The organism is Candidatus Aramenus sp. CH1 (assembly GCA_022678445.1).
In the GTDB taxonomy this organism is placed as follows: domain Archaea; phylum Thermoproteota; class Thermoprotei_A; order Sulfolobales; family Sulfolobaceae; genus Aramenus.
This window is the reverse complement of the sequence record JALBWU010000008.1, coordinates 41,199-57,054: the sequence shown is the minus strand read 5'-3', so window position 1 is coordinate 57,054 and position 15,856 is coordinate 41,199. Positions and strand designations below refer to the sequence as shown.

Annotated in this window: 14 protein-coding genes and 1 pseudogene; 13 read left to right on the top strand and 2 right to left on the bottom strand. The window is 53.6% G+C overall.

The annotated features are described in order from the left end of the window. Positions 1–51: 51 nt before the first annotated feature. The 7 genes from MPF33_08120 (at position 52) to MPF33_08090 (ending at position 8,629) form a co-directional block, all read left to right on the top strand. Complete coding sequence (locus MPF33_08120) at positions 52–3,249, top strand: thermopsin (GenBank protein ID MCI2415185.1); 3,198 nt, start codon at positions 52–54, stop codon at positions 3,247–3,249. 79 nt (positions 3,250–3,328) lie between these two features. Beyond that, positions 3,329–5,221: a 2-oxoacid:acceptor oxidoreductase subunit alpha gene (locus MPF33_08115; protein MCI2415184.1), complete on the top strand. Its 1,893-nt coding sequence runs from the start codon at positions 3,329–3,331 to the stop codon at positions 5,219–5,221. Further along, positions 5,211–6,122, top strand: a complete 912-nt coding sequence (locus MPF33_08110; protein MCI2415183.1) for a thiamine pyrophosphate-dependent enzyme — start codon at positions 5,211–5,213, stop codon at positions 6,120–6,122. Before MPF33_08115 ends, MPF33_08110 begins: the two co-directional genes overlap by 11 nt. Positions 6,123–6,153: 31 nt before the next feature. Then, on the top strand, positions 6,154–6,606 hold the full coding sequence (locus MPF33_08105; GenBank protein MCI2415182.1) for a hypothetical protein: 453 nt from the start codon (positions 6,154–6,156) through the stop codon (positions 6,604–6,606). Then, positions 6,603–7,205: a precorrin-6Y C5,15-methyltransferase (decarboxylating) subunit CbiT gene (cbiT, locus tag MPF33_08100; GenBank protein ID MCI2415181.1), complete on the top strand. Its 603-nt coding sequence runs from the start codon at positions 6,603–6,605 to the stop codon at positions 7,203–7,205. The genes MPF33_08105 and cbiT overlap by 4 nt, the downstream gene beginning before the upstream one ends. Positions 7,206–7,279: 74 nt before the next feature. Next, positions 7,280–8,068, top strand: a complete 789-nt coding sequence (locus tag MPF33_08095) for an aldose 1-epimerase (protein ID MCI2415180.1) — start codon at positions 7,280–7,282, stop codon at positions 8,066–8,068. A gap of 3 nt (positions 8,069–8,071) precedes the next feature. After that, complete coding sequence (locus MPF33_08090) at positions 8,072–8,629, top strand: hypothetical protein (protein ID MCI2415179.1); 558 nt, start codon at positions 8,072–8,074, stop codon at positions 8,627–8,629. Here the strand turns inward: MPF33_08090 and MPF33_08085 are convergent. Continuing rightward, a complete protein-coding gene (locus tag MPF33_08085; GenBank protein MCI2415178.1) occupies positions 8,610–9,317 on the bottom strand; it encodes a 5-formyltetrahydrofolate cyclo-ligase in 708 nt (235 codons plus the stop codon). The genes MPF33_08090 and MPF33_08085 overlap by 20 nt on opposite strands. A 50-nt stretch (positions 9,318–9,367) precedes the next feature. Between MPF33_08085 and MPF33_08080 the strand changes: the two genes are divergently transcribed. The 6 genes and pseudogenes from MPF33_08080 (at position 9,368) to MPF33_08055 (ending at position 14,562) form a co-directional block, all read left to right on the top strand. After that, the gene (locus MPF33_08080) at positions 9,368–10,297 is read left to right on the top strand and encodes an NAD-dependent epimerase/dehydratase family protein (GenBank protein ID MCI2415177.1); all 930 of its coding nucleotides are present in this window, start codon (positions 9,368–9,370) and stop codon (positions 10,295–10,297) included. A gap of 700 nt (positions 10,298–10,997) precedes the next feature. After that, the gene (gene sixA, locus MPF33_08075) at positions 10,998–11,474 is read left to right on the top strand and encodes a phosphohistidine phosphatase SixA (GenBank protein MCI2415176.1); all 477 of its coding nucleotides are present in this window, start codon (positions 10,998–11,000) and stop codon (positions 11,472–11,474) included. Beyond that, a pseudogene (locus MPF33_08070) lies at positions 11,475–12,711 on the top strand (Ppx/GppA family phosphatase). Next, positions 12,708–13,349, top strand: coding sequence for a dTMP kinase (gene tmk / locus MPF33_08065; GenBank protein ID MCI2415175.1), 642 nt, complete (start codon positions 12,708–12,710; stop codon positions 13,347–13,349). Before MPF33_08070 ends, tmk begins: the two are co-directional and overlap by 4 nt. After that, complete coding sequence (locus MPF33_08060) at positions 13,331–13,957, top strand: thymidylate kinase (GenBank protein MCI2415174.1); 627 nt, start codon at positions 13,331–13,333, stop codon at positions 13,955–13,957. Before tmk ends, MPF33_08060 begins: the two co-directional genes overlap by 19 nt. Next, positions 13,954–14,562: a hypothetical protein gene (locus MPF33_08055; protein MCI2415173.1), complete on the top strand. Its 609-nt coding sequence runs from the start codon at positions 13,954–13,956 to the stop codon at positions 14,560–14,562. The genes MPF33_08060 and MPF33_08055 overlap by 4 nt, the downstream gene beginning before the upstream one ends. Here the strand turns inward: MPF33_08055 and MPF33_08050 are convergent. Continuing rightward, entirely contained in the window at positions 14,555–15,526 is a 972-nt protein-coding gene (locus tag MPF33_08050; GenBank protein ID MCI2415172.1) for an Ldh family oxidoreductase, read from the bottom strand. The two genes, MPF33_08055 and MPF33_08050, sit on opposite strands and share 8 nt — an antisense overlap. Positions 15,527–15,856 lie beyond the last annotated feature (330 nt).

Below are 15,856 nucleotides of genomic sequence, written 5' to 3'. Positions count from 1 at the left end.
AGGTAGATGGAAGAGAAACACATATAGAGGGCTTTCCTTTAAATAACTGTTATGGTTAGAAATACTGTAGTAGTCCTCCTTCTTCTCATCCTGTCAATGCTTACCGTGGGTGCGACTACCCTTGGCTTGGCACATCAGGGAGCCACACCTCACGTTACCCCCAGACCATTGCCAGTCCTACCCCCATCAAGGCCCAACGCGAGCCTCGCCGGGAAGTTCTTCCAAGGAGGTGTCAACGTGTACTCCTCCTACCGTGGCGAGCCTGCACCCATGGGCATAGCTGACTACGGCATAGGTCCCAACGGTCCCTTCATAAGGACGACGAGTCAGTTCATGGGTGAGGTGACAATTGACCAGCTCAAGGCCTTCTCCAGCTTCGCTACCCCCTGCGTTAGCTTCCAGCTCAACGTAGTCCTCAACTACCAGTACGCGGATAACACCTACGCCCTCTGGATCCAGGACGTGGCGATCTACGACAGCTACAACTACACAGTCTGGTTCCTGGACAACGTGTGGAACTTCACCAGTGTAAACGCTAACGTTACCAGTGTAGTGGGTAACGGGGAAATCCAGACCTTTGAGGGGACTGAAGTTTACGTCTACCAGCCTGGACTCCTTCCTGGGAACTACGTTCCACTAAGCCTTCCAGCTTCAATCTACTTGCTGGTTAACGTTAGCGTCAACTCCTTGGGTCAGCCTGTCATCTACTTCTGGTACAACGACGGCTATGGGTGGATTAACTACGACACCGTGACCGTAACCAACGTACAGTTGGCCAGCAACGTCTACTTTATGGTAGACGGCTACCAGTACACGGGGAACGGGCACTTCTACGACGCAGAACTCGTAATGGGAGGACCAGGTGGAGGCTCTACCGCCTACCTCAACTCGTCCCAAGTGTTCTTCTCCCTATCCTACTGGAACGGCCACAATTTCCAAGGGATAGAGAACGCCTACAACTTCGGCTCCGACACAGGGGAGACAGTGAGCGACGCAGTGGACACTTCCTACTACTACCCGTTTTCCGGGGAGCTTGTGGCCGGGGTCACTGCCGGCTCCGGAACCCTTGGAAGCTTATGGACCTCCAACCAAGTTTCAACGCTAACGGTAGAGACAGGTGTGCAGAGCGGTTACGTGGTGGTGTACAACGACACTTACCAGTACTCCCCAAACTACGAGGGCCAGGGCATACCTTTTACTGGGGGCTCAGCTACCTTAACCCTCTTTCCAATGGACTACGCTGTTCTGGTGTACAGTGCCCAAGGTCAGCTAATAGGCGAGGCCAACGTTGCCCTATACGGAGGTGAAGTCACGTCCACTCCTGTAACCCAGTTCTCACTCAGCGTTCCAGGAGCCGTCACTGAGATTACATTTACCTTCTCCATCCCCATAACAGTGTACGCCTATGGCACAGTTACCCTCTCCGTCGTCACTCCCAACGGTGTTACCTACACCTTACCGGGTCAAGTGACAGTAAATGGCGAGGCCACGGAGTACCTGGACGTGACAGCGCCCGGGCCCGGCACCTACGACCTAACAGTGGTAGCTACACTGTTCCCAGGGTTCTACGTGGAGAGGACCGTCGAGGTGCTAGTGAGTCAGCCAACAGCCCAGGTGACGTTGGCGTACGAGGTAATAGGCCAGCCTCTGCCCACCTCTCCTACTGTGACACTGCAGTTCCCCAATGGGACGATAGCATCCTACCCAATGCCCATCTCCTTGGTGGTGCCAGTTGGCACTACCTACTCCGTGCAACAGATAGTGGGCATCTCCCAGGGGATAAGGTGGGCTACTCCCACAGCTGTTGAGGGCGTTGTGAACGTGAGCGGATCAATAAACGTGGTTTACTACGAGCAGTACCTGGTCACCTTCGAGTTTGAGGTGCAGGGCGGACAGGGCTATGGGGATCCCAGCGTGATATACACGTACTTCGGCATGGAGGCGGGAGCGACTGCCCCAGCGACGGTATGGGTGGACTGCAATTCCACCTACGCCTACAGCCAGACCCTGCCGGGCTCCAACTCCCAAGGTAGGTGGGTGGCTTACAACTACGAGGGTGTGGTCTCCTCTCCAGGGACTATCTCAGTATTCTACAACTACGAGTTCAACGTCACTGTGAACTCCCCAATCCCCGTGTACGCACTAGTCAACGGGACGAACACCACGCTGAAGACGGGGTGGTACATAATAGGGACTACCATTGACGTGGAGAACCTCACCTACTACGCCAGCCCAGTGGAGAGATACGTCATTGCCTCAGTGTCCCCTTCAGAGAAAGTGACTGTAGCATCGCCCCTCATCTTAGAGGTCTACGCGGTAATGCAGTACTACGTCACTGTGAACTCCCCAATCCCCGTGTACGCACTAGTCAACGGGACAAACGTTACCCTTGTCACTGGATGGTACAACGCCGGGGACGCAGTGAAGGTGGAGAACATAACTTACTACCCCTACGCTGGTGCCAGGGAGGTGATAGTGAGCATATCTCCTCAGTCCTTTACTGTGACGTCGCCCGAAGCAGTCACGGTGAGCGTGGTGCCCCAGTACTACATCAACTTGATCACGGAGGTCCAAGTATATGCCTTGGTCAACGGGACTAACACTACCTTTAAGGCAGGGTGGTACAACAAGGGCACTACCATTGTGGTGGAGAACTTGACCTACTACCCCTCACAGGGCACTAGGTACGTGGTAGTGAGCGTCATGCCCTCGGAGAAGATCACATTGGAGGAATCTGTGAACTTAGTCGTCAGCTCGATCAAGCAGTACTACGTCACTGTGAACTCCCCAATCCCCGTGTACGCACTAGTCAACGGGACGAACACCACGCTGAAGACGGGGTGGTACGACGCGGGAACGGAGATCCAAGTGGAGAACTTGACCTACTACGTGAGCCCCCAGGAGAGGTACGTGCCGACCTCTATCTCGCCTTCGACGCTCAAGGTCAACTCCTCCTCTTCTGTGGACGTCACCGCGGTTAAGCAGTTCCTGGTTACAGTTAACGACGTCTCCTCTTGGTACGACCAAGGGTCCACTGTGGCCCTGAACGCCAACGTCCCCATATACGAGGTGGGCAAGTTCACGGGGACGGATAACGTCTCAGTGGGGGCGACGTTAGTGGTCAATGGTCCAATACACGAACAACTGGTAGAGTCGCCAAACTACGCGTTCTTAGGCTCAGTGGGCGTAGTAGTTGCAGTAGTGGCTGGAGCTACTGTAGCGCTTTCCAGGAAGAAGCCCGGGAAGTGAGCCGTAACTCGGTTAACGCCTTTTTTAGTTCCTTTTATGAAATCATTGTTTAAATTAGATGAAGGCTAATACTTCAGTTATGCAGTTGAACTGGCTTATCGGAGGTCAGCAGGGGGCTGGAGTAGACACATCAGCCCTTGTGTTCGGCAACGCCCTAGCCTCAGCGGGGTACTACATCTACGGCAACAGGGAGTACTACTCAAACATCAAGGGGAGGCACAGCTACTTTGCTTTGACCATCAGCGACAGGAGGGTGAGGAGCTTCTCCTTTACCGTCGACATCTTGGCAACCTTTGACGCCGAGACTCTCTTCCAGCACTTCACAGAGGTAAAGAAAGTTGTGATCTACAACAAGTCCCTAGAGGGCACCAAGGCAGAGTACGTACAGAACATGGAGCCAGAGATTGCGGAAAAAGTAGTGTCCTTCCTTAAGGAGAAGGGGTACGGTAGCACGGTAAGGGACGTTGTGGAGTACTTGAGGTCTAAGGGGGTCACTGCCATAGGCGTTGACTACGATGGCATCATGAGGAAGGTAGCTGAGGAGGTAAAGCTATCTCTGTCCGTAGTTGAGAGGGGAAAGAACACCATCGCCATAGGGGCTTCCTACGGTCTCTTAGGGTTGGGGAAGGGCTACCTCGAGTCAGCGATAAGGGGCATGTTCAAGAACGAGACCTTCGTTAAGCTCAACTACATGTCCGCGGAGCTGGGGATGGAGTCCGTGCCAGTAGTGTTCCCCCTGAAGGAAATACCAGTGGGGAAGGAGAGGGTACAGTTGGACGGCAACACGGCAGTGGCAATAGGCAAGATCTACGGAGGACTTGGGTTCCAGAGCTTCTACCCAATATCGCCTGCGAGCGACGAGAGCGTCTACATCCAGGCCCACCAGGAAGTGTGGTACGTGGACCCCAAGACGGGAGACAAGAGGAAGAAGACCATAGTTGTGGTGCAGGCGGAGGACGAGCTCTCAGCCATAAACATGGCCATTGGCGCCTCCTTGACCGGCGTTAGGGCGGCTACGGCGACCTCGGGCCCAGGATTCTCGCTCATGACAGAGGGAGTTACGTGGGCTGGCATGAACGAGGCACCCGTAGTAATAACCTACTACATCAGGGGAGGGCCAGCAACAGGACAGCCAACTAGGACGTCTCAAGCCGACTTGTTCTTCGTAATGAACGTTGGTCACGGCGAGTTTCCCAGGATAGTCATAGCCTCAGGGGATCACGTAGAGGCGTTTCAGGACGCCGTGTGGGCCTTTAACTTAGCTGAGAGGTACCAAACTCCCGTTATCCACCTCGTGGAGAAGGCCATAGCCAACGCCTACTCCGTGATCGACTTGGAGGAGCTTGGCCTCGACAAGCTGAGGGCCGATAGGGGAGACGTGTTACTCTCTCCTCCTCCCGACTACGCGAGGTTCAAGATTACTGATACCGGGGTCTCTCCGAGGGCCTTCTTGGGCTCCACCTCCATGTTTTACACTGGGGACGAGCATAACGAGGAGGGCCACATAAGGGAGGCGTCCCACGTGAGGGAGTCCATGTACGAGAAGAGGCTAAGGAAGCTAGAGACCGCGGACAGGGAGATACCGGAGGAGGACAGGGTGAAGACCTTCGGAGATCTAGACCAGAAGGTGGTCGTGGTGACGTGGGGCTCGCCTAAGGGGGCAGTGCTTGACGCAATGGAGGAACTAAACGAGGAAGGGGTCAAGTTTGGGGTGGTGCAGATAAGGATGTTCAGTCCTTTCCCAAAGAACTTGATGAGGAAGCTCTTGTCGGGGAAAGAGAAGGTAGTGGACGTCGAGGGTAACTACACGGCTCAGGCGGGGATGACCATGAAGCTCTTCTCGGGGGTTGAGCCCACCCACTACGTGCTAAAGTGGAACGGCAGGCCAATGGCGAGGGACGAGGTGAAGGAAGCCTTAAAGGCTGTAATCCTAGAGGACAAGAGAAAGGTGGTGTTGCACGGTGGAGCTTAAGCCCGAGTGGTCTGACTGGTGCCCCGGTTGCGGTAACTTCGGGATCTTAAACGCTGAGCAGAAGGCCATCCAAGAGCTAGGTCTCGACTCCAAGAAAGTGGTGATAGTCTCAGGGATAGGCTGTTCTGGCAAGATACCCCACTTCCTCAGGATACCCATCTCCGGAGTCCACACTCTACACGGTAGGGCAATAGCCTACGCAACGGGAATAAAGCTATCCAACCCGGGTTTAGAGGTAATAGTCAACGGAGGGGATGGGGATCTCCTAGGCATAGGGGCAGGACACTTCGTCAACGCGGGTAGGAGGAACATAGACATGACTGTAATAATACACGATAACGGCGTCTACGCCTTGACCAAGGGGCAGGCCTCCCCCACCCTAAGGAGGGGGGACAAGCCAAAGTCTCTTCCCTTGCCCAACATAAGCGACAACGTGAATCCCATAGCCCTAGCCCTCTCTGCAGGGTACACCTTTGTGGCCAGGGGTTACGCCTACGACGTCAACGGGCTCAAGGAGCTCATAAAGCAGGCGATAAAGCACAAGGGATTAGCGGTGATTGACGTGCTACAGCCCTGCCCCACCTACAACGACATCTACACCAAGGAGTTCTACGACAAGAGGATCTACTACCTCTCTTCAGAGAAGGATTGGGACCCCGTGGTGAGGAGGCCTGAGGATGAAGGGGAGAAGATGGCGAAGGCGATGCTGAAGTCCCTTGAGTGGGGAGACAGGATACCCATTGGAGTCTTCTACCAAAACGAGCTAGTACCGACTTACGAGGAGAGGATTGCTCAGCAGGCGCCCAGCTACAAGGACGCCTACCCGGCTAACGTGGAGATAGAGAAGGACGGGAAGCTCTTAACCCTAGTTGACGACATATTGAAGGAGAAGAAGGTCTAGAGTTTTTTACCTTTGGGAAATATAGGACCCTATGAAGCTCTTAGTTCTGGGATTAGCCCTAATGATCTTAGGGGCAATAGCAGTAGCCTTGACCTACCACGGATACAAAGCAATCACCTCTACGTCCTCAGTCTCCATCCCTCCTCACTCGTACTTCCACGTCTCTTATCCTGGGAACTCGGAGGTCGTGTTCACGTACAACTTCACCCTGCCCGTGGTTGTGTCAGGGTACTCCAGCTCAGCAACGTTGGCAAACAACAGTTTGATATACGAGGTCTGTTTCTTCTCCACAAGTCCCGGTGAGCTAACGGTGTTCAACCCGAACAACGCGAGCACTTTGGTGCATTACGCTCTACAGTACGTCCAGGGAAGGAGAGTAGACTTTGAGTACGGGTTCGTCCTTGGCCTCATTGTGTTGGGCGGGGGCGCCTTCTCCACTGCTATCAACTTCTTGCTGAAGCCCAAGAAGAGGGGGACAAGGTGATGTGGGAGTACAAGGTTCCAGGGATACCAGATGATATGTTTGAGAGGGAAGAGTACATCCCTATGACAAAGGAGGAGGTAAGGGCAGTGGCCTTATCGAAGCTGAGGGTGAGGGAGGGGGACGTCTTCCTAGACGTGGGGAGCGGTTCTGGTAGCGTAAGTGTGGAGGCGTCTCTCTTGGTTGGGGAGAGGGGCAAGGTGGTCTCTGTCGACTCCGACAAGAAGGCAGTGGAGCTCACTAAGAGGAACGTAGAGAGGTTCAACTTGAAGAACGTAGAGGTGGTCTTGGGAGAGTCCCCACAAATCCTCCAACACGTCGTGCAGAGGGTAGGAAAGGTAGACAGGGCGTTCGTGGGAGGAACGAGGGGACTTGAGGGAACTCTCAAGGCCCTCTTTGACGCGTTAAGGCCAGAAGGCAGGGTAGTGGTCTCAGCGGTATTACTGGAGACCACCTCTAAGGCCATCTCCTCCATGGAAGAGGTGGGCTTCATCAACGTAGAGGTGGTAGAGCTCATAGTGGCAAAGGGCAAGAAGATCAGGGAGGGCACTATGATGCTGTCGAGAAACCCCGTCTTCCTGGTGTCTGGAGAGAGACCGTAACCAGCTGGGGCCATGGTTTCGAAGGCCCCTTCGAAGTCCAAAGACTAAAATTGTTGGAAAACAAAGTTAACTAAATGTTGGAGATCTCAGACGGCACCCTCTGGGCACAAGTCATGGAGGAGGGGGCTTACCTTTACTCCCTTAAGAAGAACGGCAAGGACGTAATCCTCCCAGGGAAGGAGAGGAAGACTAGAGGAGGAATGGCGATCCTAGTGCCCTACGCCAATAGGGTAAAGGATGGGGTCTACACTTGGGAGGGGGCAACCTATTACTTACCTAAGAATTCGGAGGGCCACGCTATCCACGGCCTTGTAATGGACAAGGTGTTCGAGGTGAGAGAAAAGGGCCAGGAAAGGGCTGTCTTGGAGACCCTGCTCTCCCACCCGGGCTACCCGACTACCCTGAGGGTCAGCGTTACCTACTCCGTGGTGTTCGGTAGCTTGGACGTGACGATCTCAGTGGAGAACGTCGGGGAGAGGTCTGCCCCCTTGGTGGTCGGAGCCCACCCGTACTTCCTGGTGAGGGGGAAGTGGTCCGTCTCCCCCTTCAGGGTGAGGAGGTTGAAGGCAGAGAACAAGATCCCCACAGGGGAGGTGGAAGAGTTCAAGCTAGTACAAGGGGACTACGACGATACTTTTGTGATAGAGGACAACGTGGTCGAGCTGAGATCCGAGTACTCCACGGTGACCATAGAGAAGAGCGACATGAACTACGTCCAAGTGTACACTGGGCAACCGGGGGCGGTCGCAGTAGAGCCCATGTCAGGGGCACCGGACGCCTACCATAACGGACTAGGGCTCGTAGCCCTCTCGTCAAAGGAGAGAAGGGACTTCAACTTCGTCATCTCAGCGAGGGTGGTGTGAGGGTTGCCAAGGAAGAGGGAAATTAACGTAAGACCATACACGTCGCTTAGGGCCTCCTCAGTCTTCCTCCTAGTTTACTCCTTTTCCATTGCGGTCACTGGGGAGCTGGCGTTCTCCCCGCCGGGCTACGTCTCTGCAGTAGTTTCTACCGCATCCCTCCTTGCCTTTGGGGTGCTTGCAAGGAAGTCCTTCGACCAGATGGCCGAGAACTTCAGCTTGGCAGTGAAGGTGTTCCCTATCCTAGTAGTGGGGCAGGCAATATTTCTTGTCTTCTACTTCATGAATGCAAGGGGTCTCTTCTCGATCTTAGAGTTCGTCGGAGAACTCCTAGTTCTGGCTTACCTCCTGGAGTTCGCAATGGAGGTGCTGAGGCTCTCCAGCTTCCTAAACTTGAGGGAGCTGAAGGTGTCGGGGTACGTGTTGGTGGCGGCCCTCGTCGGATTCGTCATCTTGGGCTTCACTGTGTTGAGCTTCTTGGTCTTTGGCTTCCTGCTCACGGTTGCGTCGCTCTCCCTCTTCTACGGGCTCAGCAGAGTCATCTCTAGGGATACCTCCCGGTGAGCTGTAGGTACCTCTTTAGGTACGGCGTGTCCTCTATCTTCTCTTTCGTCAAGTACTCCAAGAAGAGCCCCTTCGGCTTCTGCCTAGGCTCCACCCTTATCAACTCCTTCTCAGTGGCTATCAAGTCTAGGGGCACGTCGTAGGGCTCAACTGGTATGTAGTCCACGATCTGGATCGAGTGCACAGTAGTAGCTATGGGCGTCCCCTCGTCCACCTTCCTAAGCTCCCTGAGTATTGCGTATTCTAGTTCGCTGTACCCCTCCCCTTTCCCCACTCTGTCCCCCTTCAGCGTTACCGCTACAGAGCCCACTACCACGAGGTCTACGTGGGGTATTTCTTCGAAGCTCACTCTTTTCCCCAATTTGGTAAACCCAGAGATAGTGGAGGCCTTCCTGGGATCAACGCCTCTCCCGTCCAGGAGGAAGAACTCCCCTCTTAGCCTAGGAGTGGGAGTCAGCACTTTCTTCCCCTCCCTCAGGGCTATCTCTCTCACCTTCCTCTGAGGGGCGTCAGGGTTCACCTTAACCACCTCCGCCCTAGCGAACTCCCTTGTCCTAGCCAAGTTCTCCGCTGCCCTCTCCGAGCCCTTAAAGTTTGGAATTCTGCCGTAGACTGGCCTAGGAAAGGAGGCAATGTCCCTCTCCTCCAGTGTCTTCCAAACCAACTCCCTGATTTGCTGTTTGTCCATAAAAAAGGGAGCTAACGCGTGTTTTTAAGCGTCCACCAGATTTCATCATTATGAAATACTTGGTGCTGGGTCTAGGGTTCGTGGCCACGCACGTGGCTGAGTACCTCTCCAGTTACGGAGAGGTGGTGGTGACTTATAGGCACTTGAACCCAGTGAAGGAAGTCTACGCGAACGCACTCAAGGAGAAGGGGGTGAAGCTGGTCAAGGTCGATCCGTTGGCAGAAGACATATCGGGGCTAGTCAGGGACGCTGACGCCGTGGTCAACTTAGTCGGGGAGATCTCGGGAGACGAAGAGGCCTTAAGGAGGGCAAACGTAGAGGTACCCATGAAGGTGGCCAAGACGATAGTCAAGGAGAACCCCAAGGTAGTAATGATCCACTTGAGCGGTATGCTGGGCATGACGGGAAACGTAAAGCCAGAGGAGAAGCACTGCGAGGGGGTCACTCCTACTACGACCTTCGAGAGGACCAAGTGCGAGGGGGAGAAGGTGATCAGGGAGGCAGGGGTCAACGCTGCCATACTGAGGCCGGGGCTGATCTACGGCAAGTACGGGGCTCACGTCCAGTTCGTTACAATGTACAAGTTCGCCAAGAGGGGGTTCGTTCCCGCCATAGGCTTTCTCTTCTCCTCCATAAGCGCCAACTCCGTGGCGAGGATAATAAGGGCAGTGGTAGAGGAGAGGCCCAAGTTCACTTATTTCTACGCAACGGAGTGCGAGCCGGTGAAGGTGGACAGGTTCTTCGAGGCCATGGCGAGGGGCCTTGGGAAGAGATACGTGAAGATCCCCGTTCCAAAGTCCTTGGCCAAGGCCTACCTTCCCGCTGACATAAGGAACTTGTTGAAGTACGACGGCTCCAGGTTCGACTGCTCCCAGGCAAAGAACTACGACAAGGACTTGGGGTTCGACGAAAGGGAGGTAGAGGAGAACGCTTGGTTCCTCAAGTCTTTGGACGAGAGGGGGATACTGGTCCCGACTTGACGCGCCTTGCTGAACCCTTAAACGCCTTGTCCCTTAAGGCAGGCCCTTTCCTACTCGCGAGCGGTTCTAAACACTCTTAATGTTTTCCCCGTAATTAGCGTTAAACCTTTGACGACTAGAAGGCAGTAACTGTACATGTTTTACTTTACTCTACCTATAGAATTGTCACTGCTTTCTCTGGGTATCAAGGGAAACCACCCGAAAAAAGTTTAAAAGAAGTAGTTTACAAAAAACAAATTGACTTTAATCCTCAGAGAGCACGCCAGCAGAGTGTTACTTCTTCTGGCCCTGCTGGCTCTGGCTCTGTCCCTGTGACTGCTCCTTCTTCTGCTTCTTGGCCATTTTGCCTCTAATTATGAGGTAAAGGATATTACTATTTAAGAATTCCTATGTTGATTTGTTCTAAACATTCATGTAAAACAGGGAAGGGATATCACAATCATTTTAAACGACTGTTTGTTGAGATTATCAACATAATTATGTTTTATCATGGCTTCTCACTAAATCATTTTTAATTTTCTTTATATATAGAAAATACTGTTCTGAGGAATCGCGCTCGTAAATCCCCTAAGTTCTTAATTAAGAGAACAATTTGACAAATATAATTATAAATTTTTCTTGGAAGACCGCTTGGCCTCTCCACGTGCCTATATAGAGTATGGAGAGAATCCTTATTATTTTATGTTCAGACTAACTTTCTATGTTAACGCTTGTGTTGGTAAGGCACGGAGACGCGGAGCCAAAGGTAGACGGAGTGGACGACAAGGATAGAAAGCTCGTAAAGAAGGGGGTTAAGCAGATGAGGAGGGTCGCCTACTTCCTGGAGGAGATGGAAGTGGTGTTTGACAGGGTAATGACCAGCACGCTATTGAGGGGCTACCAGTCAGCCGAGGTAATACTAGAAGAGCTAGGTGAGGAGGACAAGAAGATAGAGACCTTGAGCGAGCTAGACCCAGAAAGGGAGCCCTCCGACTTCGTGGGCAAGCTCAAAGAGATGGACAACTCCACATTGCTTGTTGTGGGCCACGAGCCCTTCCTCTCCAAGCTGGTCAAGGAGATCACGGGAGGGGAGGTGGAGTTCAAGAAGGGCGCAGTAGCGGTTGTAGAGTACGACGTGGCCAAGGGCTCCGGCGTCCTCCAGTTGCTGTTAAACCAAAAGATCTTGAAGCTGATGTGAATGCTATCAGCCGTAATTGACACGGGTTACAACTCGACGAGGCTCTGCATCTACCAGGTCTTCCCCAACGACACCTTCAGGATAATAGGATCCACCAAGTCCTTCTTGAGGCTAGGGGAGGACGTCAAGGAGGACTACCCGATACCCGAGGGCAAGGTAGAGGAGGCGGAGAAGCTGTTCAAGGAGTTCAAGAAGGTCATAGAGAAGAAAAGGGTGGGAGAGGTAAAGCTTCTCGGCACGAGCGCCTTTCGCTACGCGTCCAACGGGCCAGAGGTCGCAAAGAGGCTCTCGGACGTCCTCGGCGTGGAGATGAGGGTCTTGAGCGGTGAGGATGAGGGGAAGCTCTCCTTCCTGGGGACTGTGAACTCGTTGCCAGTGGACTCCGGCGTCATGTTTGACCTAGGAGGGGGATCTCTTGAGGTCGTGTACTTCTCGTCGAGGGAGGTCAGAGAGGTCTACCACTTTAGGCTTGGGGCACTCAAGCTTTCCAGGGAGGTAAAGGACGAGAAGGAGCTCAGGAAGAAGGTGAGGGCGGAGCTCTCCGTCCTTAAAAAGGTGAACGGCGTGGTCGTAGGCGCTGGGGGGGAACGTGAGGGCGCTGGGCAAGATGGACTAGAGGCTCTCAGCCTTCCCGCTCAAGTCCACCCACGGCTACGAGCTACAAGGTAAGGAGGTGTCAAAGTACTCGAGCGTCCTCTTCAACCTCGACCCGGAGGAGAGGGCAAGTCTGCCTGGGATAAGCAAGGATAGGGCCTACACCATCTCCACAGCCTCTGTCGTTGTGGACGAGCTCATGAAGGCCTTGGGGGCGGAGAAGTTGGTGATCTCCGCCTTTGGCCTGAGGGAGGGGGCACTGGTGGAGGAGAAGTTGGACAACTTGAGGGAGAGGTGGCTTGAGTCCATTGCCTACTGGTTCAACGTGGATCCGCCGTGGGACCTCTACAACCACTTCGACGACTTCTACCAGAAGGTCACCGCCTTCATCGTTGGCGTAATGAAGTCTGCTGGCTTCCTGGACCCCTACGAGATGTGCCAGAGGTTCGTCAAGTACTCCACCCTCCCAGGGTTCACCTCGAAGGAAGCATTAATGGTGTACTTGATGTGCAAGGCGTCCAAGGGGAAGCTAAAGAAGAAGCACATGTCCGTGCTGAAGGACTTGGTGAGCAAGGAAGACCTAATCAGGAAGGGCAAGGAGATAAAACAAGTAGTGGAGTCGTCAGTGGCTGGTAGCCTATGAGGGGACTCTTGATAGCCTTTGAGGGAATAGACGGTTCGGGGAAGTCGAGTCAAGCTTCCCTGCTCAGGGACTGGATGTCCAAGAGGAGGTTCACCTTCCTCACGGAGTGGAACTCCTCCGAGTGGATACACGACATCATAAAGGAGGCCAAGAAGAAGGGCCTGCTTACCCCTCTGACCTTCAGCTTGATCCACGCCACTGACTTCGCCGACAGGTACGAGAAGTACGTCCTCCCAATGCTTAGGCTGGGCTTTGCGGTGATCTGCGACCGGTACGTCTACACGGCCTACGCTAGGGACACTGTCAGGGGGGTTAGCCTGGAGTGGGTGAAGAAGCTCTACAGCTTCGCAAGGAGGCCGGACGTAGTCTTTTACATAAGGGTACCCCCTGAGGTCGCCCTTGAGAGGTTGCTCAGATCTAGGAGGCAGGTTAAGCCGGCTGAGGCTGGGGCAGACGTGTTCCCTGGGCTCACGCCAGAGGAGGGCTTCCTCAAGTACCAGTCAGCGATACTGGAGGTGTACGATAAGGTCTCCCAAGAGGAGAATAACTTCGTGGTGGTGGACGGCACCAAGGACCCAAGGGAAGTCCAGAACGAGATAAGGAGGAAGGTGGTGGAGGTATGGGAAGGGGGAAGATAATAGCCATTGAGGGGGTGGAGAGCTCTGGGAAGACAACCCACGTCCAGAGCCTAAAGGAGTACCTAGAGGAGGAGGGCTACGGCGTAGTCACCTTTGGGATACAGTCGTCAAAGCTCATGGCGGAGGCAATAGCCAAGGTGAAGAAGGACATAGTATTCCAGAGGAGGACCCTCTTCCTCGCTTACGTCACCGACTTGGCCGACCAAGTGGAGAACGTGGTTAAGCCCGCGCTGGAGTCGGGCTTCATCGCCATAGCCGACGGCTACCTGCTCACGCTAGAGGCTTGGGGGATAACGAGGAAGCTGGAGAGGGAGTGGATCGAGGGAGTCCTCTCAGTCCTCCCCAAGGCTGACGTCAGCGTCTCCCTGGTGTCGCCCTCCATGGAGGTAATGAGGAGAATAATAAGGAAGAAGGGGTTCCTCGACCCACTTAGCGAGAGCGTGGACCTATGCGTCAACGAGGAGATCTTCACGTCGTACAGGAAGTACGTTATTGAGTTCCAGAAGCACTTGAAGAGGCTGTCGAGGGACGTCATAGTGACCAGGGGAAACGTCAGGGAGGTCAACGAGAGGATAAGGTCGCTGGTTAAAGGGGTATTAAGCACTTGAGGCCTGAGGACTATGCCAACCTGCACCTACATAAGTTCCTGTCGATAAGCTCCACCTCGGAAAAGGCAATACACGACGCAAGGGTGGAACTGAGGAGGTACCTCGTCGTAGCCAAGGCCACTTACCTCCTCCATTCAAGGGCAGAGGCAGTCCTAGTGGCTAGGTCTATACTGAGGAAGCTGGGGGAAGTGAGGGACATGGACGTGTTGACGTGCTTGGACAGGGACAAGAGGGACTACTTGGCTAGGAAGGTGGTCTCGCAGTTCGGCAAGATGGCTAAGTATGAGCTTCCCAGGATGTACGGCTCGAGGCTTTTGGTGGCGAGGAGGGTAAAGGCCAACGCTTTGGCACTGGAGGTGGAGGAAGACTTCCACGAAGTGAGGAAGAGGATAAGGGAGTCGAGGTTCCTCCTTGAGAGCCTAGGGCAGTACTCTCCCACGTTAAGGGACGTATCCAGGGAGCTAGGCAACATGAGGGACTTGTACCTCTACAGCGTCAAGTGCTTAAAAGCAGAGAAGAAGGTCGACTGGGAGAAGGTGGACGAGCTCCGAAGGAAGGTGCTGGAGGAGATAAAGAGGAAGTTGTCTCACGCAGGTTTCACTTAAAGTACGGCACCCTTTCTCTCATGCCCAAGAGGGTGGAGAAGAGTTTTTCGTCCAGCTCGATACCGCTCTTTAGCCTCTCCTCTCTGATCTTCCTCCCGTGCTCCCCTGGGAAGAGCCCTCCGACAACCACCTTCATGTACTCTATGGCGCCGTCATTTGACTCGAAGTACTTTGGGTCGATGACTATCATCACCTCCCCCTTGTTTGGAGGCTGCTCAGTGTTCAGCACCCCCCTCACTTGGGGCCCCACTGCAGACCCTGTCAAGAACGCCACTAAGAGCTCCAGAGTGAGCATGAGGTAGAACCCCTTCTCCCCACCTAAGGGTAAAAGTGCACCTTCTAAGGCCCTTTGTGGGTTAGTGGTCACTTTTCCCTCTGAGTCGACAGCGACGCCGTGGGGTATCACCTCGCCTTTCCTAAGCGCCTCCACGATCTTCCCCCTAGCTATAGCGGAGAGGGCCATGTCAAGCACTACCGGAGGGTCAGAGGGTATGGCAACGCTAAAGGGCGTCGTGGAGAGCACCTTTGTAGGGGTCCCGCTGGGCCTCGTCACGGCTGGCTCCGCATTCCCTAGCATTATAGCTACCTTTCCCTTCCTCGCAAGCCTTTCGGTGTAGTAACCTAGGTAACCCACGTGGGAAGCGTTTCTCACGGCTATGGCTGCCACCGGGGAGTCGAACTCCTTTTCGATGAGTAAGCTCCAGAGCGAGATTCCCACGCTGTGCTTACTGTCGATCAAGATGGAAGAGTTGCTCTCCTTGACTACCTCGAACTCCAGGCCCCTCCTTATGGTGCCGAGCTCTATCCCCTTTACTAAGGGTATTATCCTCTGGACGCCGTGGGAGGAGTGGCCCCTCAGCTCCGCCTCGATGAAGTGGTCTGCAATTACGTCACTGCACTCTACCTCCCTCTTCTCCAGGATGTCGGTGAGCAGTCCCCTTAACTCGTTGTGGCGGACGATCATCAATTCCCACCTCGTGGCCTTTTTATTTAAACATTTTCCAAAATAAGTAAAAACGTATTTCTTGTTAAAATCAGGCCACAGTATTAAACGCAGAAATATCACTTTATATGAAAAAAATATCTTTAGTAACACCGGCTAATATGAAAATCTTTAAAGTAAACTGCGGGTTTCAGGTAGGTTTTCCCTACATTTTTCGTTATGATCTTTACTAGGTTTCTAAACGATTTTCAGCTCAATTATAGTTTATGAGTGAGTCTGTTTACACTTTATATTTTTCCAAAATCATTTTTTAACGCTATATTAACTCATGTATTATTAAGCTTATTATTC

Coding starts and splice junctions, on each gene's coding strand:
- MPF33_08120 (MCI2415185.1), top strand. CDS start 52: ATGGTTAGAAATACTGTAGTAGTCCTCCTTCTTCTCATCCTGTCAATG.
- MPF33_08115 (MCI2415184.1), top strand. CDS start 3,329: ATGCAGTTGAACTGGCTTATCGGAGGTCAGCAGGGGGCTGGAGTAGAC.
- MPF33_08105 (MCI2415182.1), top strand. CDS start 6,154: ATGAAGCTCTTAGTTCTGGGATTAGCCCTAATGATCTTAGGGGCAATA.
- MPF33_08095 (MCI2415180.1), top strand. CDS start 7,280: ATGTTGGAGATCTCAGACGGCACCCTCTGGGCACAAGTCATGGAGGAG.
- MPF33_08085 (MCI2415178.1), bottom strand. CDS start 9,317: ATGGACAAACAGCAAATCAGGGAGTTGGTTTGGAAGACACTGGAGGAG.
- MPF33_08080 (MCI2415177.1), top strand. CDS start 9,368: ATGAAATACTTGGTGCTGGGTCTAGGGTTCGTGGCCACGCACGTGGCT.
- sixA (MCI2415176.1), top strand. CDS start 10,998: ATGTTAACGCTTGTGTTGGTAAGGCACGGAGACGCGGAGCCAAAGGTA.
- tmk (MCI2415175.1), top strand. CDS start 12,708: ATGAGGGGACTCTTGATAGCCTTTGAGGGAATAGACGGTTCGGGGAAG.
- MPF33_08060 (MCI2415174.1), top strand. CDS start 13,331: ATGGGAAGGGGGAAGATAATAGCCATTGAGGGGGTGGAGAGCTCTGGG.
- MPF33_08050 (MCI2415172.1), bottom strand. CDS start 15,526: ATGATCGTCCGCCACAACGAGTTAAGGGGACTGCTCACCGACATCCTG.